This window comes from Corallococcus macrosporus DSM 14697 (assembly GCF_002305895.1).
Lineage (GTDB): Bacteria > Myxococcota > Myxococcia > Myxococcales > Myxococcaceae > Myxococcus > Myxococcus macrosporus.
On the sequence record NZ_CP022203.1, the window covers coordinates 969,383 to 989,110 of the forward strand.

At 67.9% G+C, this 19,728-nt stretch carries 18 protein-coding genes and 1 pseudogene; 7 read left to right on the forward strand and 12 right to left on the reverse strand.

Annotated features, from left to right (window positions below; translation table 11 throughout):
• The first annotated feature begins 146 nt into the window (after positions 1–146).
• Positions 147–1,184 carry a trypsin-like peptidase domain-containing protein gene (locus MYMAC_RS04160; protein ID WP_095957119.1) on the forward strand — a complete coding sequence of 346 codons (1,038 nt, stop codon included), beginning with the start codon at positions 147–149 and terminating at the stop codon, positions 1,182–1,184.
• A 45-nt stretch (positions 1,185–1,229) separates the two neighbouring features.
• Positions 1,230–3,626 (forward strand): hypothetical protein, encoded by a 2,397-nt coding sequence (locus tag MYMAC_RS04165; protein ID WP_095957120.1) that lies wholly within the window; start codon positions 1,230–1,232, stop codon positions 3,624–3,626.
• 84 nt (positions 3,627–3,710) lie between these two features.
• On the opposite strand, the pseudogene MYMAC_RS37580 reads toward MYMAC_RS04165, so the two are convergent.
• Together MYMAC_RS37580 and MYMAC_RS37585 are read right to left on the reverse strand one after the other, a co-directional pair.
• A pseudogene (locus MYMAC_RS37580) lies at positions 3,711–3,882 on the reverse strand (IS1182-like element ISStau7 family transposase); the annotation flags it as partial.
• Between the two features lie 53 nt (positions 3,883–3,935).
• Positions 3,936–4,661 carry a hypothetical protein gene (locus MYMAC_RS37585; protein ID WP_239989341.1) on the reverse strand — a complete coding sequence of 242 codons (726 nt, stop codon included), beginning with the start codon at positions 4,659–4,661 and terminating at the stop codon, positions 3,936–3,938.
• A gap of 486 nt (positions 4,662–5,147) precedes the next feature.
• On the opposite strand from MYMAC_RS37585, the gene MYMAC_RS04175 reads away from it, so the two are divergent.
• Positions 5,148–6,566, forward strand: a complete 1,419-nt coding sequence (locus MYMAC_RS04175) for an ISKra4-like element ISMfu2 family transposase (RefSeq protein ID WP_095957122.1) — start codon at positions 5,148–5,150, stop codon at positions 6,564–6,566.
• Here MYMAC_RS04175 and MYMAC_RS04180 read toward each other — a convergent pair.
• From MYMAC_RS04180 to MYMAC_RS36635, 8 genes are all read right to left on the reverse strand, one after another.
• A complete protein-coding gene (locus MYMAC_RS04180; protein ID WP_095957123.1) occupies positions 6,523–7,488 on the reverse strand; it encodes a PAAR-like domain-containing protein in 966 nt (321 codons plus the stop codon). The genes MYMAC_RS04175 and MYMAC_RS04180 overlap by 44 nt on opposite strands.
• Positions 7,476–8,558, reverse strand: a complete 1,083-nt coding sequence (locus MYMAC_RS04185; protein WP_095957124.1) for a hypothetical protein — start codon at positions 8,556–8,558, stop codon at positions 7,476–7,478. The genes MYMAC_RS04180 and MYMAC_RS04185 overlap by 13 nt, the downstream gene beginning before the upstream one ends.
• A gap of 1 nt (position 8,559) precedes the next feature.
• On the reverse strand, positions 8,560–9,564 hold the full coding sequence (locus MYMAC_RS04190; protein ID WP_095957125.1) for a DUF2169 family type VI secretion system accessory protein: 1,005 nt from the start codon (positions 9,562–9,564) through the stop codon (positions 8,560–8,562).
• A gap of 50 nt (positions 9,565–9,614) precedes the next feature.
• Positions 9,615–10,910 carry a TIGR02270 family protein gene (locus MYMAC_RS04195; protein WP_095957126.1) on the reverse strand — a complete coding sequence of 432 codons (1,296 nt, stop codon included), beginning with the start codon at positions 10,908–10,910 and terminating at the stop codon, positions 9,615–9,617.
• 772 nt (positions 10,911–11,682) lie between these two features.
• Complete coding sequence (locus tag MYMAC_RS04200; RefSeq protein ID WP_095957127.1) at positions 11,683–12,492, reverse strand: SDR family oxidoreductase; 810 nt, start codon at positions 12,490–12,492, stop codon at positions 11,683–11,685.
• Complete coding sequence (locus tag MYMAC_RS38600; RefSeq protein ID WP_420810043.1) at positions 12,374–12,862, reverse strand: helix-turn-helix domain-containing protein; 489 nt, start codon at positions 12,860–12,862, stop codon at positions 12,374–12,376. Before MYMAC_RS38600 ends, MYMAC_RS04200 begins: the two co-directional genes overlap by 119 nt.
• A gap of 131 nt (positions 12,863–12,993) precedes the next feature.
• Entirely contained in the window at positions 12,994–14,322 is a 1,329-nt protein-coding gene (locus MYMAC_RS04210; RefSeq protein WP_095957129.1) for a hypothetical protein, read from the reverse strand.
• A gap of 285 nt (positions 14,323–14,607) precedes the next feature.
• Positions 14,608–14,760, reverse strand: coding sequence for a hypothetical protein (locus MYMAC_RS36635; RefSeq protein ID WP_157757443.1), 153 nt, complete (start codon positions 14,758–14,760; stop codon positions 14,608–14,610).
• Positions 14,761–15,854: 1,094 nt separating this feature from the next.
• On the opposite strand from MYMAC_RS36635, the gene MYMAC_RS37590 reads away from it, so the two are divergent.
• Positions 15,855–16,244 (forward strand): hypothetical protein, encoded by a 390-nt coding sequence (locus MYMAC_RS37590; protein WP_239989342.1) that lies wholly within the window; start codon positions 15,855–15,857, stop codon positions 16,242–16,244.
• Here MYMAC_RS37590 and MYMAC_RS04225 read toward each other — a convergent pair.
• Both MYMAC_RS04225 and MYMAC_RS04230 read right to left on the reverse strand, forming a co-directional pair.
• Positions 16,236–16,817 (reverse strand): hypothetical protein, encoded by a 582-nt coding sequence (locus MYMAC_RS04225; protein WP_095957130.1) that lies wholly within the window; start codon positions 16,815–16,817, stop codon positions 16,236–16,238. The two genes, MYMAC_RS37590 and MYMAC_RS04225, sit on opposite strands and share 9 nt — an antisense overlap.
• A 551-nt stretch (positions 16,818–17,368) precedes the next feature.
• Positions 17,369–17,530, reverse strand: a complete 162-nt coding sequence (locus tag MYMAC_RS04230; RefSeq protein WP_420810029.1) for an SDR family NAD(P)-dependent oxidoreductase — start codon at positions 17,528–17,530, stop codon at positions 17,369–17,371.
• A 136-nt stretch (positions 17,531–17,666) separates the two neighbouring features.
• On the opposite strand from MYMAC_RS04230, the gene MYMAC_RS04235 reads away from it, so the two are divergent.
• Genes MYMAC_RS04235 through MYMAC_RS04245 form a run of 3 tightly spaced genes read left to right on the forward strand, consistent with a single transcriptional unit; the run spans position 17,667 to position 19,605 of the window.
• Complete coding sequence (locus MYMAC_RS04235) at positions 17,667–18,347, forward strand: MotA/TolQ/ExbB proton channel family protein (protein ID WP_095957132.1); 681 nt, start codon at positions 17,667–17,669, stop codon at positions 18,345–18,347.
• 3 nt (positions 18,348–18,350) lie between these two features.
• Positions 18,351–18,785: an ExbD/TolR family protein gene (locus MYMAC_RS04240; protein WP_095957133.1), complete on the forward strand. Its 435-nt coding sequence runs from the start codon at positions 18,351–18,353 to the stop codon at positions 18,783–18,785.
• Between the two features lie 16 nt (positions 18,786–18,801).
• Positions 18,802–19,605 carry an energy transducer TonB gene (locus MYMAC_RS04245; protein ID WP_095957134.1) on the forward strand — a complete coding sequence of 268 codons (804 nt, stop codon included), beginning with the start codon at positions 18,802–18,804 and terminating at the stop codon, positions 19,603–19,605.
• Positions 19,606–19,728 lie beyond the last annotated feature (123 nt).

Genomic DNA, 19,728 nt, shown 5'->3' on the forward strand with positions numbered 1-19,728 from the left:
TGTGTCGACTCGTGGTGACTTCACGGGCCTCCAGGAAATGTAGTCCGCGCTCCCCGCTGGGCATCGACGCGGGGGATGCACAGGTTTCTCCCCGGCATCACGCAGTCACAACCGCTCCCAGGGTTGTTTCGTCGTGGGTGGCAAGCATGGAACTCGACGGCGCGGAGAGGGACGAGCTACAGCGGGCGCTGACCAGCGCGTTTGCCTCGGTGGAGCACCTTCGCCGGGTCGTGGCCGCCACCTGCCGCAGGGACATGGAGGCGCTGGGCATCTCCGGCGGGCTGCGTGAGCGCGTCTTCACGCTCGTCCACCTGGCGGAAGCGGAGGGCTGGCTGCGTGAGTTGATCCGCGGCGCGTACCTGGCCCTGCCCCGCCACCCACGCCTCCACCGCTTCGTGCAGGGGTACCTCGCCTCCGTCCAGCGCAGCATTCCCCGTGTCGGGCTGGAGCGCATCTTCGGCACCAGCCGGGAGAGCGCGGAGCGCGAGCGCTGGCGCAAGCGCCTGACCTCCATCGAGCGACAGGTGTGCCGGGTGGAGCCGGAGGTGGGCGCGGCCCTGGGCACCGGCTTCCTGGTGTCCCCCAACGTGGTGCTCACCAACTACCACGTCATCGAGAACCGGCTGCTGGAGTCGCTGCGCGTGCGCTTCGGCCGCAAGGTGCTCCATGACGGGACGCTGCTGCACCCCGGCACGGTGTACCGCGTGACGCGCTGCCTGGCGCGCAGCCCCTACAGCCCCGCGGACCTGATGCACCCCCGCCCCCGGGACGCCACGCCGGGCGAGCTGGACTACGCCTTCCTGGAAGTGGCGGGGGCCCCGGGCGATGACCGGGTGGAAGTCGAGCCCCGGGGCTGGCTGGAGCTGCCGGACTCGCGGGAGCCCTTCACCCCGGGCAGCCTGGTGCTCATCGTCCAACACCCGGCGGGCCAGCCGATGAGCGTGGCGCTCGACGAGTTCCTCGGCGTCAACCCGGGCCGCACGCGCGTGGCGTACCGCGCGTGCACGGGGCCGGGCTCGTCGGGCGCGCCCTGCTTCACCCAGGACCTGCGGCTGGCCGCGCTGCACCACAGCGGTGGGCCGCGCATCCCCTCCGTGTCGGTGGGGCACAACGAGGGCATCCCCATCGACACCATCCGCGGCAGCCTGTCCCGGAGCATGCTGGGGCAGCTCGGCTGGGGCTGACGGGCGCGAAGTGGAGGCAGGGGGGGCGCCTGATACAGTCAGTGAATGCATCTGACTTGCGCCCGTCCCGCCGTCATCCACGCCGCGTGGGGGCTCGTGCGTCTTCCGGCCCTGCTCCTGCTGCTCGTCCTCCCCTGGAGGGCGGGGGCTGAACCCGCGCTGCGCGTGGCGGGCGCCTCCGCCAGCAACGAGGTGAAGCTGCGGACGGCGTCCGAGGACTTCCGGCACGTGCTGCGCGTGGACCTGCTGAGCGCACCGCAGGCGGCCAGCGACGTGGCCGTGGCTGGCGGCGTGGCGGCCGGCGGCGCGGCGGACGGCGAGCTGCCCGGGGGCGTGACGGTGCTGGTGGACCCGCTCCAGTCCCAGGACGGCGCGCAGGTGGCGCTGCGAGCGGTGGTGCAGGACGCGGAGGCGGGGAGCGCCACGGCGCCCATCTCCACGCGGCGGCCCATCCACGTCGAGCTGACCGGACGGCTGCCCGTCACGGGAGACTACACGGGCCAGGTGGTGCTGGTGCACGCGGGAGGGCGGGAGACCACCGCGCTCATCGTCACGCGCCTCCAGGCGGTGCCCACGGTGCAGTTCGTCGCCACCTCGCCCGCGGTGACGTCGGCGGGTTGGGGCTGGAGCTCCATCGACGCCACCGTGCGGCTGCCGTTCAAGGAGACGGCGGGCGTGGGCGGGTACGTGTCGGTGCCCCAGTTGCTGCAGCTCCAGCGCAAGGCGCCGGACATGGACTCGGCGCTCATCCAGCCGCGCTTCCAGCGCGTGCGCTTCTCCCTGGAGGGCGGCAAGCCGGATGGTGGCGACCTGGACGTCACGGCGACGGACGGCGGCATCCCCGTGAGCGCGCACGGCAGCGGCGCGTTGCTGGTGCACCTGCAGGGCCTGGAAGGGCCGGGCGAGTACACCGGCAGCGTGCGCCTGGCGGTGCGCTCGGGCCTGCCGGTGGAGCAGCCCTTCACCTTGTGGGTGGGCTCGCCCTGGCTGTGGGGCGCGTTGCTCATCGCGGCGGGGGCCGTGTCGTCGTTCGGCGTGCGCCTGTACTCGCAGCGCATCCGGCCGCGCACGCTGCGCTTGCAGCGGGCCATGGAGCTGCACCGCCGGATTCAGGCCCTGGTGAGCGGCCAGGCCGCGCGGGCGCGCGAGGTGGGGCAGGCGCTGCTGGGGCAGGTGGCGGGGCTCGCGTCGGAGATTCGCCGGCCGGTGCGCGGCATCCGCGTGGGCGACGACGCGCTGGCCGCGATGGAGCCGCGCATGCGCCTGTACGGCGCGTGGTGTGACGCCTCCCGCAAGCTGGAGGCGCTCCCGCAGGAGCTGCGTCCGCAGCAGGCGAGCGCGCTCCTGGCCGAGGTGGAGGGCGCGCTGCGCGCCGAGGACACGGCGACGGAGCAGATGGATGGCTCGCTCGCCAGGGTGCGGGAGCTGGACGTGGACGGCCTGGCGCGCGCGGGGCTGGAGGCGCGGCTCCAGGACATCGACCGGCAGGCGCACACGCTGATGGAGCAGCACGGGGACGACTCCCTGAGCTTCCGGCTCAAGTACGAGCTGGTGCCCCTGCTGACGAGCGTGCGCCACGAGCTGGCGCGGGGGGCGCTGGAGGCGGGCCGTCACCAGCTCGAGTTCGCCCGCCGCTCGTACTTCGACATCCTGTGCGAGGAGCTCGCCGCCGCGGTGGCCTCGCGCAACCTGCCGCGCGGCTTCACCGAGGAGGAGTGGGAGGCCCTCTCCCGGCAGGTGAAGACGCTGCTGGAGCGGGCCCGGGAGCGCGCGAGCACCAGCGTGGATGACGCCGTCCGCATGTACCAGGGCGCGCACGCCGCCTACGTGCGCCAGCTCATCGTGGAGCTGCGCGGCGCGGTCGACGATGCGCGGCAGGTGAGTGAGTCCGAGGCCCAGACGCAGGCGCTCGACGAGGTGGAGGAGCGGCTGCGCGAGGCGATGGGGCTGTTGGTGGCGGAGTCGTCACACCTGGCCGCGAGCAAGTACGGCGAGGCGAGGGACCGCTTCGTCGCCGCCAGCCAGTCCCAGCGGTCCGCGCGGAGCATCCTCCTGGAGTCGCTCGGGCCCGGGGGCGAGGGCGCGGCCCTGCCCGCCACGCCTCCGCCCACCGCGCCCGGCGGCGGCCGCATCCCCTCCTTGCCGGACGCGCCCTCCGACGCGCTGGCCGCGCTGGGGGACTTCGAGGGCATGCCGCTGCCGTCGCCTCGTCACATGTGGCTGGTGGAGCTGGGCGTGCTGGCGCTGCTCACCACGGTGGCGGTGGCGCTGGGGCTTCAGCTCCTCAACGTCTTCTCGCCCACGTGGGGCGGCTTCGGCGCGGGCATGACGGCCTTCCTCTGGGGCTTCGGCCTGCACCAGGTGGGCAACGCCACCTTTGAAGGCATCACCGGGCTGCTGACGCGCGTGGAGCGGCCGGCCACGCCTCCGCCGGCCGCTTGAGCCGCGCGGCCTGGCGCTGCCGAACAGGTTGGGTCACGCCGCGCGTTGGCAAGGCGCGGCGGCCTCCAGATTTTAGCCGCCTGCGAGTCGCCTGAGGTCAAGGAGGTTGCGGCGCGTGCCTCGGTAATGCGCCTTCGGGCCCTGGCGATTGGGGGAGATGTGCCAGGCGATGCTCGACGCCGACACGCTCGCGGAGTTGTGCGCGGCCCACACGCGACGGCAAGCGTGGCCGAAGGCGCTGCTGGAGCCGCTTGTCGGCGCTCCCTTCTACACACAATCCAGGACTTGATAAAGACATCCAGGCTTTGCCTACCGCGTGATGACGCTCTTCAGCCCCGTTCGTGTCTCGAAATCCTGGGCCAGTCGCTCCATCTCTGCCGAGTCCTCGCAGCCCAGGATGAATGAGAAGGTGGGCTGCGTCGGATGTCGGTAGAGCAGCAGCGCTGCGTCACCCCGCTCGTACAGCGCGCAGTGCTCGACAGGGGGGAGCCGCTTGAAGCCCTTCTCCTCGGCCAGTGCAGTCACCACGTCGGCCCGGTAGCGAGCTGCGGCAGCGGCGTCATCCGGTGTCGAGAACTTCCTCCTGAAGGATAGTTGTGGCAGGCGAAGCTCCTTGAAGGCTTCGTAGTAGAGGAATTCCTCCAACCCCACGTACTGGGGAGTGCTTGCCTCTGGAGGATTGTTTTCTGCCAGCACCCTGCGGACGACCATGCAATCGTCGGCTCCATGCGGACTCATGCGATCGAGGAACCAATGTCGACTGAAGAGTCCGTGGTCTCCAGCGAAGTAGATGTATCGACTGTTGCTCAACCAAGAGAGGCTGTATGCGCCGAGTGCTCCGTCTATGGACAGGGAGGCTTCGGCGAGTTCAAGGTCGCCGATGCTTGCGCCCATCGTTTCAAGGAACTGACGGTAGATACCTGGGAGTGGGCCCGCGTGCTTCTCTAGGACGGCGATGTCAAATCTATCTGCTGGGACAATCTCCTGGGAAAAGCCAGGGCGATATTCTTCTACGAAGTCGACGAAGCTTTTCATTGGGGGCTCTATCAAGGGCACTTTGTTTGGCAGTAGAGGGCAGGGAGTTTGTTTTGACACTCCATGCACGAGGGCACGTTGTCGCCATTGCTGAAGACTTGTTCGCGCTCCTCTGGCTCGGAGAGCGTCTTGGTGTCCAGGTCCTCTAGACGAACCTTGAACTTGACTCTGGGGCCGCGGTCAGGCTTGAGACCCTCGAGTGCTGGGTAGAACAGTCGCTCGATGAGTTGCTTGGGTTTGTGGCCCTCATGGTTTTCCATGATTTGCTTGGCGGCGCAGTCCCAAATCTTCTGCTCGCTTTCGGGGCCGACTGGTGGACTTGCACACTCAAACCCCACGGACCGCACAGCTTTTTCGAAGCCCGGAGGGGCGGGTCTGGATCCGATCCTGAGCGCTGGGTGAGCTAACAAGCCATCGAGCGGTCGCGAGCCTGTTCATCGGCAAGGTGCGAGCCTTCGGGTGGGTTATCTCGACGGAGGTGTGCGCGTGTCGAAGGTGATGCTTGAGGTACCCGAGGAAGTCGCGAAGTTGCTCAAAGTCATGGAGGCGAAGCTGCGGCAGGAGGGCGCGGCGGGGAAAAGCTTCGGGGAAGTGGACCCGGAAGGCGCGTTGAAGGCCATTGATGAGGCGGCCGCGGCGTTGCAGTGCGATGCGAAGCGGAGGTTGCTTCAAGGCTACGACGTCGACGCCCCCCGTCTCCAACTCGCAGGCCAGCTCCACTCCCGGGTCGGCCGGTACACGGCGACGTACAAGACGCGGCAAGGGCCTGTCGAAGTAGAGCGAAGCCTCTATCGACAGGTAGGGGTGAGAAACGGGCCCACGGTGGACACCGTCAGCCTGCGCGCTGGGTGCGTGGCCGATGGGTGGATGCCCGAGGCGGCAGTGCCCATGGCGTACCTGCTGGCCCGGGGGACCTCGAGAGAGGCGGAAGCGACGGCGCGCCAGATGGGCGTGCTGCCCTACTGCCGAGCCTCGTTCGAGCGGGTGGGGCATGAGGTGGGAGCGCTGTACGGCGGCCAGCGGTCTCGGGTGGAGGTGGTGCTGGCCCAGGAGATGCGAGTGCCCCGAGGCACCCGCGGCGTGAGCGTCAGCATGGACAGGGTGGCCGTGCCGATGGAGGAGCCGAAGAAGCGGCCGGTGGGCCGCCCTCGCAAGGGCGCCCCCACGCGCCCGGTGGACGTCGTCTGGCGCATGGCCTACGCCGCCTGCCTCACCTTCCATGATGCCCACGGCGAAGCCCTGGGCACCATCCGCTACGGACGGATGCCACGGGGCGAGGCCCGAGAGGTGGCAGAACGCCTGGCCCGCGACGTCCAGGCCCTGGTTTCCAGGCGGCGCGGCCTGTACGTCGCCGTCCTCACCGACGGTGCCCCTGAGTTGCACGCCTTGCTGGACGAGGCGCTGGCCACCCATGCCCCGGCGGCCAAGAAGCCGGTGCGTCTGGTGGACTTCTGGCACCTGATGGAGAAGCTCGGGGCTGCGGCTCGCGTGGTGGCTGGAGAAGAGACGGCCTCCGCGCTGCGTGAGAAATGGAAGCTGTCCCTGCTCAACACGCCCGGGGCGGCGTGGGCCATTGCCATGGCGTTGCACGCCAGCGGCAAGCGGCATGTCGTCCTCGGTGACGGCAAACCGGTGCACGAGGCCCTCACCTACCTGGAGAACCACGGCGAGCGAATGCACTATGCCGAGGCGCGCGCACGGGGACTTCCCATTGGCAGCGGCAACGTGGAGGCTACCTGCAAGTCTCTCGTCTCCCTGCGCATGAAGCGCCCTGGCGCCCGCTGGAGGGAGGCGTCCGGCCAGCACATCCTGGACTTGCGCGCCCTGGTGCTCTCGGAACGGTGGGACGCGGCCATGAACCTCACGCTTGCGCCGCAGAGGGCCGAGGTACGGCGCGCAGCATGATCAGTATGGGAGCCACACCCGGAGGGGCTTGGCCTGAGCAGGCCGCGACTTTCTTGGTGCTGCATATACAGGCCATGGCGCCAATCATGTAGCCCTTGGTGTAGGTTTTCCTTTCGCCACAGAATCTGAGCACGGCGTTCGTCTTGAAGAAGGAGTCGAGGGCGTCGACCTGCTCTCTGAGGGCCGAGATTTCGATTGGTAGCGTTACCAGTTCCTCGCGCTGCTTCGAGTTTAACCCTCTCCCCATTCTTCTATTCTCTTCCGTGTTCTTCTCTTCTAGCTGAGCCAGGAGCTTTTCCTTCTGATTCTTTTCCTTGGCGAGTTTGCTGCGCTGGAGGACCTGCTGCTTCTGGGCGTCGAGCGCTTCTTGGAGCCGCGCGAATAGCTTCGAAATCGTCGTCTGCGTTTCTTCTCCCGCCTCCAGCGGGTGCGTCTTCCCGCAGAGCGGGCACGGAATGTCGTCGCCGTAGATGACCGTCATCACGCCTGAGGCCTGGAGGATGCCCGTCATGGTGGCGGCATTCGCAGGGCTGCCGGAGGGGCCGCAGTTGTTGAGCATGGGGTCGCCCAGCAACTGCACATTCCTCCCCTCGATTTTGACGTTCATAGAGCCGGGGCCGATGAACTTCGTCGGACCGTGGGTGTTGCTGGAGATGAGCCCACCTCCCGTTCCCTTGCTGGCCATGTCCCCCGTACTGCCGAAGCTGGCGCCAGCGATGGCGACGGGGTGCCCGTTGATGGTGACTGTCTTCGAGTACCCCTGGGGGGAGTCGCCGCTGTTGCCGATGTTGGGCAAGGGCGTGGGCACGAAGGGGGCCGGCGGGCCCGGCATCTTGCAGACGTTGGGCAGCGTGGCCGAGGCGATGCCCGAGCTACCCTTGGTGACGGGCGTCCTTGGGGAATTGACTGTTACTTTGGCCATGGATTCGCTCCTACTCGACTTCCGGACAGTGGCTCTTCCAGCAGTGCGGCGGCGCGCAACCCAGCTTCCGAACTGCCCCAGAGTAGCGCACGGGAGCCGCTCGCGTACCGCCGCCGCCAAGCCTGCGCACAGAGGGCGAGGTTCAGCGCCCCCGTGGCGGCGCCCACTTCGCCGCAACTGCCCACGGGCGTGTGAATGTCGGAGGCATCGCGGAACGCAGCCCCAAGGCGCAAGGCGACGAAGCCCCACTCCTCGGAGCGGTAGCGCTCGCCGTTGAGGTCGCTGTGGACGGACGCCACCACCTCCCGCGTGCCGTCCAGTGGCGCGAGCGCCTCTCCCACGGCGGCCGTCAGCCCCTCGCCCAGGTTGAGGTCATCGGTGTGGATGCGCTTCGTCTCGCGGGCCGTGGCGGAGGCACGCACCATGGCGTGGGGCACCAATCCCCACCGGCGTGCATGGGGCGCGGCCATCACCGCAACGAAGGCTGCGCCTTCGCTTGGTGCGAAGCCCGTGCGCGTCCCTTCTTCCAGCCATTGGTTCCGCTCGCGCAGCCAGGCCAGTGTCTGGATGTCATGGTAGCTGTCGACGCCTCCCACAATCACCAGCGGGGCGCGGCTGACACGCGTCACGGCCTCTCGTAGCCCCTCCAGCGCCGAGGCGTGGCCCGTCAGCCGGGGCTCCACCCGCAGACGTAGGCGCTCACTCCCGAGGGCTGAGAGGGCGGCGACGACTCGCGAGGCCTCCGTCGCCCTCCAGCCCGGGCGCTCCTCGGGAAGCCCCACCAGCACCGGTACCTCGATATTCCCCGGGGGCAGGGCGGGCGCCAGCTTGGAGAGGACTTCTTCCAACGCCGCGGCCCCCAGTGCGGCCATGCGCGCAGCACCGCTCCACTCCTGCGCGTCCAGCAGCCCGTCCCTGGCGATGAAGGAATCGGCCTGGCGCCCCAGCTCCGGCACCTGGACGCGCCGCACGCGGCTGATGCCCGCGCGCACCGCCGCCGCGACGCTCTCCGCCGTCGTCCCCACGGGGGCCCGCGCGCCCGACGCCACGAGTACCGCCTCGACACTCATGTCAGTCCGTCCTCTCGGTAATGGCCGTGAAGTCGAGGCGGTCGATGTCCCGCGGGCCGACTCTCAACCCCGTCTGGAAAACCAGGCGCACCTTCTTCACCTCGGGCTCAATGACGACGGTGCCCAGGGTGGCCTCGTGGAAGCGCCGGACGGCTCCGAAGTGGGTGGCGAAGCCGAAGCGCAGGCGCGGAAGCAGGAAGTGGAGCGTGCCCTTCGGCGAGAGGTGCACCAGGACCACCTTTTCTCCGCCCACGAGACGGCGTGAGGGCCGCTGGTCAGCGGGTGCGCAGAGGGCGAAGCGCTCGTCGAAGTCTTGCGGAAGCAGCGGGTGTCGCGTCTTCCGCCAGGCCGCGTCGAAGGTGCCTGCCAGCGCAAGGCGGGGCGACCAGTAGCTGGCGATAGGGCCAAACCCGGCCGGCCCCGATTCCGCTGGGTTTCCCCGCAGGTATTCGATGCGGTGCGCGGGCTGGTCCACCAGGTGCGCCTCGCGGCTGGCCACTCCGCGGCCCACGGGGTTGCGTAAGTCGCTGACGTGCTTGCGCGCGTCCGCGTCGCGCGTGTCGGTGCCGCCCCAGGCCCACTCGTAGAGAATGGGCTGGGAGACGAAGGGCTTAGGGGACGAGGGCTTCAGGCCCGCCAGGCCGCGCGTGTAGAAGCGCTCCCCGTGCACCACGAGCATTTTGTCCACGTCGTGGATGCGGACTGCCACCTCGACGCTGGGCGCGGGCCGTCCACCGGGCGCATGGGCGCACGCGTTGAGGAGAACGTCGGTGTGGGGCTTGGGAGCGCCGAGCTCGGCCTCGTAGCGCAGGCTGGAGTGTCCAGGCTCGGCCCAGTAGACGGGCTCGGGCAGTGGAGGCTCCTGCTCATCGGCAGGGCGGAGGTCGCCCGCGTCGTCGACGTTGAAGGTCGCCTTGAGTGCGATGACCCAGAGGTGGTGACCGTCCTTGTCGCGAACCCACGTCCGCTCGGCCGCATACGGTGTCTTGTTCTGAAGTGCCCACATGGTTGGTGACGAGGTGTGCCCTTGGAAGGAGAGCGGCTCGGGGCCCGCCCTCAGCGCAGGCCGCTGTCGAAAGACTGCGTGCGGATTCGGGCGCTGGCGGCCCGTGCTTTGGCCAGCTCCGCGCGCTGGACATGCGTGAAGGCCCGGGCGCGCACCGTCAACGTGCCCTGGCTTCGCATGGCCAGCTCCCGCGCCAGCACGTGGCGGCGCCGCATGGGGCTGGTTTCCAGCGCCTCCACCAGGACGCTGCCGCTGAAGGGGCTGCCGAGGAGGTACCGCGTGCCCTTCAAGAAGCGCTTCTTCTCCTTGTCCCACCAGCCCCGGACGGTGGCCATGTTCGGCCAGGGCAAGTCGTCCTCGGGCTTGGGCACCAGGTCCGCGTCCAAGTCCTCTTGGAATTCGGGAGGAGGCGGAGCGCCCTCGGGCCTCTCGCCAGGGGGCAAGGCGTAAGGCCCCTCCAGCCGAAGGCCCGTCATGGCCGAGAAGGCCTCCCCGGCCAGTTGGGCTGCGCCGGGGACCTCGAGGTACTCGAGGCACGCCTCCATGGCCGCCACCCGGCCGCTGAAGCCCAAGGCCCAGAAGGCATGGGGCCGAAGCGCCTCGTCGTCCAGAAGCGCCAGCAGCAAGGGAATGTCCGCCTCGCTGGCGCCCATGGCGAGCAGCACCATGACGTCAAGGCTGTGGGCGCCCCGGACGCGCACGGCGATGCGGCACGTCTCCCAGGCTTGCCTCACACCGGAAGCCAGCCCTACGCCCATCGCCGCCGCTCGAATGCCGGGGCGGGGGGAGTCCAGCAGACGGGGAAGCAACCTTCGCGCTGCGCCTTCCGGCAAGGACAGGGCGGCACGCAGGGCCGCAATCCGCGCCCGCTGCTCGCCATGGGTGAAGAAGTGCGCCAGCACCTCCGGAGGTGCCTCCTGGCGGAACGCCAGCGCCTCCAGCACCTCTGCTTGCAGCGCGGTGTCCTCCAGCTTCAACAAGTCGAGCAGGCGTGCGCCCAGCCCAGGGGCCTCGTTGAGCTCCATGGCCCGTCGAATGGCGGCACGCGCCCCGGGTTCGGCCTCACGCAGTCGCAGTAGGACTTCGTCCACCTCGCCGAGGCACAGCAGCGAGAAGGTCGCCGCGGAAATGCGGAAGGCGTCCTCCGATTCGAAGGCGGGGCGCAGCACGGATTCAGCCGCAGTGGATGCGCCAACCACCAGCCCGTCCAGGTGCGCGAGGAGAAGTTCCTCCAACCTCGCAGTCTCGACCAGTGAAAAGTCCGCTGCGTCCAGGGCCCTCTCCCATTGCAGCCATCGGAATTCGGCCTCGTCGAGGTGCTCCTCCAGCACGTCTACCAACAACATGGTGCCCTCTCCCCCTGGATTCCGCGAAGCGTAGCTGCAAGGGCTGACATGAATGTGCGAAGGCCTTCCAGCCTTGCTTGCCGTTGGGGCGTGAATGTCATTACTTTAATGGCGGCGGGAATCGCGACCACTGACTGGAGAACGCGCGGACGAGATAACGGGTGTTTGACCCTATACGGCAAGTCACCGCCAACCTGTGGACAGAGTCCGGCTTGATTGGAACCACGCCCTTCAGGGGCCTTATCGTTTAGGTAATTCAATTCACGGGCCAATGTCGCCAGGGGCTCCTGCCCGTAGCCGGCGGTGGCTGGCGTCTTCCAGCCCGGACAGGGGAGTGCAAGCCAACGGACGAGTGCACCCAGCCGGCGCTCAGCACATCCCGAGCGAAGAGGCGTCTGTGAGGGGGGGGCATCCTCCTGTTGCTGGTCACGAAAAAGCGCAGAATCCTGATCATCAGGTCGACCGGATTACCTGGGCTCGTGGCCACCACGTGCCGCTCCGCGTCAAGGTCAGGCTCGCTTCACTCGGCGCCTGACGGCGCCCCTGTGACTCGGGGAGCCCGTGGAGGCAGGGGGCCACCGGCCATCAACAAAGATGCGCGGCAACACCTGGAACGCCAGCGAATCGCCTCCGTGGAGGTCCTCTGGGAGAGGACTCGTGCTTGGGCACGCGACGCCAACCGCCACCGCCTCCCCCTTCTTTGGTCCGTCACCCTCGCCAAGGCCCGCCGTACCTTCCGCTACCAACTGGAAGATTTCATCCGGGTCGCGGCTTAGCGCTGCCGGTCCTGGATGGCCTTCGCGGCGATGCGGTCCACCACGCCCGGGGCCACCAGCTTGAGGAACTGGGCGATGCGGGCCTTGGTGGTCATCACCACCTCGCGCTCGCGCCGCTCCATGGCTTTGAGGGTGATGGCCACGCAGGTGTCCACGTCCATGTTGCCCGCGCTCTCGTCGTGCTTGCTCCGCCGCACGGGCTGGCCGTCCGCGCCCAGCGCGTTGTCGCGGATGTGGGTGGCGACGAAGCCGGGGCACACCACCGTCACGTCCACGCCGGTGCCGCGCAGCTCGATGCGCAGCGAGTCGAAGAAGCCGTGCATGGCGTGCTTGCTGGCCGCGTAGCCGCTGCGGTTGGGCACGCCCGTCTTGCCCGTGAGGGACGACACCGCCACCACCAGCCCTCGCCGGGCCTTGAGGTGGGGCAGGGCGTGGTGGGTGCAGTACACCGCGCCCAGGTAGTTGATGCGCATCAGCCGGTCGAAGAGGGACAGGTCCTTCACCTCGTCCACGCGCGCGTCCATCGTCACGCCCGCGTTGTTGACCAGCACGTCGATGCCGCCGAAGGCCTCCACCGCGCGCTCCACCAGCAGGCGGCAGGCCTCCGCGTCCCCGACGTCCGTGGGCACCACCACCGCGCGTCCACCCGCGGCTTCACACCGCGCCTTCACCCGCTGGAGCGCTTCTTCATTGCGCGCCGCCAGCACCAGGTTGGCGCCGCGTCCGGCCAGCACCACCGCCAGCGCTTCGCCAATGCCCGCCGAGGCGCCCGTGATGACCACTGTCTTTCCTTGCATGGCGTGCATTCTGGCCCTCTCCGAGCCAAGGAGCCCGGAAAGATCCGAAGTGTAGGACGGATAGGAGCCCTGAGGAGGGCGGCGGGCTGGTGACGAGGGGCCAAGAAGGGCCGCAGGAGGGTGATACGCGGGCTGTGCGCCGGGCCGGAGCAGAGGCTGTGCCGCCCCTCGGGGCACAGGCCGGCCCAAGCGGCCCATCCAGGCGGCAGGCCGCAGGGGCCAGTCCTTTCAGGCCGCGAAGGCGCCAACGGCGCCGGCAGTTGTAGACCGTGCGCGGCGTCACGCCCAGCGTTTGAGCGATGATGCGGGCGCTCTCTCCCTGAGCACTCCACAGAACGATGGTAGCGCGCAGGGCCTCCCACCGTTTCCCCTGTCGCACTGCGCGCTGGAGCTTGCGCCTCTGGGTCGGTGTCAGTTCGATGCCACGACGATTCAAGCGCCTTGCTGCTTCTGCTACCCACCCTCAGGGGCGCCGTGATGCCGCCCCTGAACGGATTTACGCTCCCTGGCTTAGGCTTGAGGGGGAGGCCTGCCTGGAATCGGAGTTGATTTTATCTCGAGGCGCACTTTGTAGCAGAATGAGCCCTCGACACGTCCGACCAGCGTTTCGTCCCGCCGATAAAGCGTCTTTCTCGTGACCTCATCAATCTCCTTTACCGTCCCGGGGAGACCCTGGTTGTACCAACGAGTGACGTCAGTCCTGAAGGTCGTTGGCTTCAGCCTGCCTACCATCGCGACCATCTCGCATTTGAAAGACGAGTACCTTGGCTTTATGAAGTCCTGCTCAAGGGCCGTAACCGTCGTAACCGTCTTGGATGACTCCTTCTCATCCCTGTGGGTATAATCATAACTCAACTCGATTGTTACTTCGCTCTCGGTTCCTGAGTCCCCCAAGCCTGCTTTGGACAGATGCCTGAACTTGAAGTTCGCGCCGACGCGATGCTCATCCGAGACAGTCAGCGTTACGGTCTCCGAGATTTCATGGGAGAGACTGATCTTGCCTGGCTGGTCGACGGGCGAGTCATTGAGCCCCTCCTGAATCACCGTGTAGTTCTTGACGCTGCCATCCTCGAAGTTCGTCTCGTCGAACTTGATCTTGAATGACTTGATGACGGCCCGCTCAGGGATGATGCGAGTCCACGAGAATGACGAGAGCACGTTGTCGAAGTCATGCCGGGTCAGATCAGGTATCTCCTTGACTGTTCCCGCGCCATGAATCTCGTTGAAGCTCCTCCCGCCTTCCTCTTTCTTCCGGGTCTCGAAGAGGCGAACGACGACCGTGTCGTCGAGGGTCGACCACCTCACCGAGGAAAGTCTATCTTCAATGTACCACCCGTTGAGCGCGTGACGCTCCTCATCAGCCCATTCCGAGATGAACAGGAGTGTTCGGCTGCCCTTGTAGTCGAACTCCTCGAAGAGCTCGATAGCTCCCTGGTTCAGGTCGACCTGACGCCAGAAGAAGCTGGAGAGCTTGTCGCCCATGTATATCGCGTCGAGATCTACCAACTGCGGGGTGCCAGTACCGACAAGGTCCACGGTTTCGCCAGTATATCTGAGGTCCCACACTGGCTGGCCGTCTTCCGGCTCTCGATGATGCGTCATCAGCGTCACGACCTTGCCTTCCGGCAGGTTGAACGCAATCCATGTTGTCGCGTCATCGAAGCCGCCCCCCGCCAGTGAGTGGCGCCGCTCCGGCGGGTATTCGGCGAGATTGAATGACTTGCTTTCGCTGTCGATACCCGCGTCTCGGTATAGGATGAATGTGCCGGAGGGCAGTTCCGGCGGCTTGATGGAGCGGCCCTCGCGGTCACGCGGTTCCGGCAATTGCGAAATAAACATGTAGAGTTCTCTTTCTGCCAGCAGCCTGATGACGAAGTGCCGGCTGGGCTGCTACCGCACCAGTCGCGAGGAATTCGAACTCTGACTTGCCCATTGAGCATAAGCCAGCACTTGGCGAGTAGCGGAACATGAGCATTCCGATGAGACGCTTGGGGTGATACGCGTCTGCGTATGGGATGTGACCCTGCGTGGCAGGTCAGTTCGACGAACTGCTCGAGCGCGCCGCGAAGGAACGCGACCACCCCCAGACGGGGGCCATGGGCGCTCCGGCCCGGCCTCGTCACCTCAGTGGTAGTTGATACAGGACGTCACGCTGTTATCGTCCGGGCCCGCCACGAGCACAGGCTCGTTCGGAACGACCTCCAACTGGTCGAAGGACGAGTCCGTCCCCACGCAGACGCCGCGCGTGAGGTTGAAGCCCGGCTTCAGGTCGTCCACGTTGACAATCTGGCCCCACTCCCGGAGCGACGCCTTGAGCGCTCCCCCAAGCAGGTGAGGAGGAGGCGAGAGCGGGGAAGGAGGCAGCGGCCAGAAGGGAGCGGATGAAGCAGAGAACGCCGCGAGTGGACTTACGCCGAGTTGCTGAGGAGGGCGTTCGACTTCGACGTGTTCGCCAGCGTGAGGTGTGGAGGCCGCGGGAGGGTGCTGGCATTCCTGACGGCCCCCGGTGGAGGGCGCGCCATTCTGGAGCATCTGGCATTGCCCTCGCGGCCTGCGAAGCAGGCCCCGGCACAGGGTCCACCCCAGAGCGCGTGGTGTTGAAGCTCAAGCCGCCACAGCCAGCCAAGAGAGCCAGGCCCCTGCCTCGCCCCGCCTGGGAAGGAGGCTGGGCTGGGCAGGCGTGTGCCTGCTGGAGATAAAGGGATTCTGCGCCGGCTCGGCGTGCGGCTCATGTGCCACCCGTCAGCGTCCCTCACCTCCCGCTCTGCTCCCGCCTGCTACCCCCCCATAGCGCTCCTGTCCTTCCTTCTGTGTAGCGGCCCTCCGAATCAGGCACCTTGCCTCGTCTCACTTTCAACAACAGACGCCTTCAGCAAATCCTTTCCTTCCGCCCCTCGCCATCGCTGCCGCGGAGGCCTACTGGCAATCACCTCCTGCGTACCACCTGACTCCCAGCCCCTCTCCGCGAGGTTCCTTCAGCCTTCTGTTCGCGCTCGACTTGGGCGGGCGTGCCGCCGGCGCATGGGGAGATTCGACAGCGGGGGCGCCCTCTATGCTGCGGCCCTGGACTGCTGGCCAAGGAAGGACGCGCGCTCACCCGCTCATCGAAGCCTTTGGGAGAGGCCGCTATGCCGCAGCCTCCGACTCTGCTGGCTTCGGCGCTCGGTATTCCGTCCCATCGCGCATCATCGCGAAGAGGATTCCGGCCAGCCGTCTCGCCAGCGCCACCACCGCTGTCTTCTTGCCCCTCCTGGCGGCAATTCGTTCGGCCCATTCTCGCAAATGGGCTGTCTCGGGTTCCTTCGCTCGCAACAGGCGCAGCGCCGTTTGGATGAGCCACTCACGGAGACGCGCTGCGCTGGTACACGGTCATGGGCTTCTCGGACGCGGGCGCGCACCTGCGCAACATGGCCCACTACACCTTCCCGCTGCGTCTCTTGCGGCTGGTGCGCGAGGCGGAGAAGCGCGGCGAGCCCTTCATGTCCGTGGAACGCGCCGTGCACCGGCTCACCGGGGAGATTGGTGAGTGGATCGGGCTGGACGCCGGCGTACTCGCCGAGGGCCACGCCGTCGGGCGTGTCCTCCGCCCGCGCCTGAGCGCCGGGGACCGTCATGCAATGCGGCCTCACGTGCCCGCCCCTCCCTCGCGTTGGAGCGGGCGCTCCACCCCACCCCTTTCAAGGAGTTGGGAGCATGTCACCTTGCGCGCGGGGGCAAGGGCCCTGGAGACAGGGCTCTTGCGGACCGGCCTGTCACGGTGAGCGGTCAATCTCCTCGGTGATGCCCACGTCCGTCACGGAACATGCGCCGCCGCTGCTCTCCACGAGGAGGAAGGACTCCGCCGGGAAGATGTTGACGCCGTGCAGGTACGAGCACTCGATGAGGGCGTTCATGTCCCGGCTGCTGCTGTAGGTGAAGACGCTGGCGGGCGCGCTGTAGTCACCGTCACCGCCCGGCGAGGTCGCCACCGCCGTGTTGGGCTTGAAGTCCCAGGACTTCACCTTCACCTGCCAGTGGTCGCCTGGGATGCAGCAGTCCGCCACCTTGACGTCGATCCGCTTCGTGCCCGGGCAGTTCACGGCGTAGCGCTGGATCTGGCCGGGACGCGACAGAAGGCAGGAGAGGAGAATCTGCTGCCCGCCATCGGGCAGCTGGGTGAGTTGGGGCTGGCGCTGGCCCGTGGAGCGGTAGTTGAGCTCGCCCGAGCGCGGCGCCGCCTCCGCGGGCTCGCCGGCGGCTGGCGGCTCCGCGGAGGCGAGCGGCGAGACGCCGAGCGCGGCGCAATACAGGACGAGAGAAGCGAGCTTCCGGAGCTTCATGAAGGAAGCGGTCATGACGTAGCTTTCTGTTGGCGCGAGAGAAGGACCTGCGCTCCAGGTAGCGCCCCGCCTGAGAGCAGCGGGGAAATAGGCATACGGAGCCGGGCAAGGCAGTGTTGCCGAGGGGCATGCATGCGTTCATGTCGTGAAAGTCAGCGTCTCCTCACGCCTGCGACTCTCCCGCGGCTTCCTTCAGGGGCTGGCACGGAAGCACCACCGTGAACCTCGATCCCGCGTGAGAGCGAAATCTCGATGGGCCTGCCCTCGCCGAACTTGAGGGCATTGCCGAGGAGGTTCGCCACCACCTGGTCCAGCCTGCTCCGGTCCCACATTCCCTCGACGGGCCCTTCGGCGCGCACGTCCACCCGCGACCCGGTTCGGGCGGCGGTCTCGATGAACCGCTCCACTGGAGCACCTGGCATTGCCCTCGCGGCCTGCGAAGCAGGCTCCGGCACAGGGGCCACCCCAGAGCGCGTGGTGTTGAGCCCAAGCGAAGCCCTCGCCCCTGCGGCCCTTCTTGGCCCCTCTTCACCAGCCCGCCGCCCTCATCAGGGCTCCTACCCGTCCTATACTTGGCGCCGGAGGCGCCCGCCGGCGGACTCGCACCGGGCCTTCACCCGCTGGAGCGCTTCTTCATTGCGCGCCGCCAGCACCAGGTTGGCGCCGCGTCCGGCCAGCACCGCCGCCAGCGCCTCGCCGATGCCCGCGGAAGCGCCCGTGACGACCACCGTTTTCCTCGCATGGCGCGCATGCTGGCCCCTCGCTGTCAGAGGGGCCCGGAAAAAATCCGACCGCCGGGTGACACTTCAATTCGGGTCCGGTGTTCCTGTCGCGCCAACGTGTTTTCGCGAGGGGAAAGACACCATGCCGTCCATCGCCGTACTCGCCCAGGCGCACCCGGAGCAACTGGGCTGGCTCAGCAGCAAGCTGCTGGGGGTGACGCTCACGTCCGCGGAGTGGGTGCTGTGGGTGCTTGTCGTTCTGTCGGTGCTCTCCATCGCCATCATGCTGGAGCGCACGGTGTACTTCGCCCGCCACCGGCTGCCGGACTCGGAGGCGCTGGCGGTGCGGCTGGCGCGCGGTGAGCTGGACGCGGTGAAGGCCGCCATCCAGGGACGGCAGGGCATGGAGGCCGCCATCCTCCGGGAAGGGCTGGCCTGTGCCGACCAGGGCGCGGACACGGTGGAGCAGGTGATTGCCTCCACGCTGTCTCGCGAGCGCCCGCGCTACGAGCGCTTCCTGTCGTACCTGGGCACGCTGGGCAACAACGCGCCCTTCATCGGGCTGTTCGGCACGGTGCTGGGCATCATCAAGGCCTTCAATGACCTGGGGAAGATGAACGCCCAGGGCGGCGGCGGGGCCATGCAGCAGACCGTCATGGCGGGCATCTCCGAGGCGCTCGTCGCCACGGCCGTGGGCCTGGCGGTGGCGATTCCCGCCGTGGTGGCCTTCAACGTCTTCAGCCGCCAACTCAAGACGCTCACCAGCCGCGCCAACGCCCTGGGCCATGCCCTGGTGGGCCGCCTCCGCGCGGAGGTCCGTTAGCCCATGGCCGGCGGCGCGCAGGACAACGACGACGAAATCACCGGCATCAACGTCACCCCGCTGGTGGACGTGGTGCTGGTGCTGCTCATCATCTTCATGGTGACGGCCAACTTCATCGTCCGCGAGACGGTGGAGGTGGACCTGCCCCGCGCCGCCAACGGCGGTGAGACGGTGCAGGGGCTGGTCAACGTGGTGCTGGACAAGGAGGGCAAGCTCTTCTTCGACGGCGCCGAGGTGACGGAGAAGGAGCTGGAGGCGAAGGTCGTCGAGGCGCTGGCCAAGGACAAGGAGACGCGCGCCATCATCAGCGCCGACCAGTCGCTGCCCTATGGCCGGGTGATGCGGCTCATCGACGTGGTGAAGGGCCAGGGCATCGCGAAGTTCGCGCTCAACATCGAGAAGGACGTGGCCCCCGCGGCCGCGGCCTCCGCGCCCTGAAGCGAGGCCTCAGCGCATGAATCAGGCGGCCGTCGACAACACTCCCACTTCGCCCATGCACGACCGCTCGTTGGCCGTGGTGGGCGTCTTCCTGTTCGTGTCGCTGGGGATTCACGTCGGCGGCTTCTGGGCCCTGGGGGAAGGCGTGGACCGCTCGCGCCCCGCGCCCAAGCGCCCGGTGGAGCTGGTGATGGTGGAGGTGCAGAAGCCGCCCCCGCCCCCGCCGCCCGTCGAGGAGCCCAAGCCGGAGCCGCCCAAGCCGCCGCCGCCCAAGCCCAGGGCGGTGAAGCCCCCGCCGGTGAAGGTGGCCGAGGCGCCCAGGCCGCTGCCGCCTCCGCCCGTGGACGCGCCGCCGCCACCCAACGAGACACCCCCTCCGTCCGCGAAGCCCGCGCCCCTGGTGGTGGGCATGACGCTGTCCTCCACCACCAGCGCAGGAGGCTTCGCGGCGGCCGTGGGCAACACGCTCTACGGCAGGACGGGCCCCACCGCGAAGGCCCCCAAGGAGGTGAAGGCATACAGCGCGCCCAGGTACGCGCCCATCTACCAGGTGGACTCCGAGCCCACCGTGGCCTCCGAGGTGAAGATTCCCTACCCGGAGGAGGCGCGCCGCGCGGGCGTCGAGGGCACCGTCACGCTGTCCATCGCCATCAGCCACGAGGGCAAGGTGACGGCGGTGAAGATTCTCAAGGGGCCCGGCTACGGCCTCAACGAGGCGGCGCGGGACGCCATCCGCCGCTTCCGCTTCAGGCCCGCCATCAAGGGCGGCGAGCCCGTCTCAACGGAGATGAAATACTCGTACACCTTCCTGCTCGACTGAATGTCGCCACTCCCGCTGGAAGAGAGGCGGAGCGGGGGCTTGCCCGGCGCGTCCGGGGTACCCCTCCCCACAGGCAAACCGGGATTCCACCTCGCCTTCGCTCCGCCTCTCTTTCCGCGGGAG

Excerpts from the sequence above, each read along its gene's own strand:
- MYMAC_RS04160 (WP_095957119.1), top strand. The coding sequence starts at position 147 with ATGGAACTCGACGGCGCGGAGAGGGACGAGCTACAGCGGGCGCTGACC.
- MYMAC_RS04165 (WP_095957120.1), top strand. The coding sequence starts at position 1,230 with ATGCATCTGACTTGCGCCCGTCCCGCCGTCATCCACGCCGCGTGGGGG.
- MYMAC_RS37585 (WP_239989341.1), bottom strand. The coding sequence starts at position 4,661 with ATGAAAAGCTTCGTCGACTTCGTAGAAGAATATCGCCCTGGCTTTTCC.
- MYMAC_RS04180 (WP_095957123.1), bottom strand. The coding sequence starts at position 7,488 with ATGGCCAAAGTAACAGTCAATTCCCCAAGGACGCCCGTCACCAAGGGT.
- MYMAC_RS04185 (WP_095957124.1), bottom strand. The coding sequence starts at position 8,558 with ATGAGTGTCGAGGCGGTACTCGTGGCGTCGGGCGCGCGGGCCCCCGTG.
- MYMAC_RS04190 (WP_095957125.1), bottom strand. The coding sequence starts at position 9,564 with ATGTGGGCACTTCAGAACAAGACACCGTATGCGGCCGAGCGGACGTGG.
- MYMAC_RS04195 (WP_095957126.1), bottom strand. The coding sequence starts at position 10,910 with ATGTTGTTGGTAGACGTGCTGGAGGAGCACCTCGACGAGGCCGAATTC.
- MYMAC_RS04200 (WP_095957127.1), bottom strand. The coding sequence starts at position 12,492 with ATGCACGCCATGCAAGGAAAGACAGTGGTCATCACGGGCGCCTCGGCG.
- MYMAC_RS04210 (WP_095957129.1), bottom strand. The coding sequence starts at position 14,322 with ATGTTTATTTCGCAATTGCCGGAACCGCGTGACCGCGAGGGCCGCTCC.
- MYMAC_RS37590 (WP_239989342.1), top strand. The coding sequence starts at position 15,855 with ATGGGCTTCTCGGACGCGGGCGCGCACCTGCGCAACATGGCCCACTAC.
- MYMAC_RS04225 (WP_095957130.1), bottom strand. The coding sequence starts at position 16,817 with ATGACCGCTTCCTTCATGAAGCTCCGGAAGCTCGCTTCTCTCGTCCTG.
- MYMAC_RS04235 (WP_095957132.1), top strand. The coding sequence starts at position 17,667 with ATGCCGTCCATCGCCGTACTCGCCCAGGCGCACCCGGAGCAACTGGGC.
- MYMAC_RS04240 (WP_095957133.1), top strand. The coding sequence starts at position 18,351 with ATGGCCGGCGGCGCGCAGGACAACGACGACGAAATCACCGGCATCAAC.
- MYMAC_RS04245 (WP_095957134.1), top strand. The coding sequence starts at position 18,802 with ATGAATCAGGCGGCCGTCGACAACACTCCCACTTCGCCCATGCACGAC.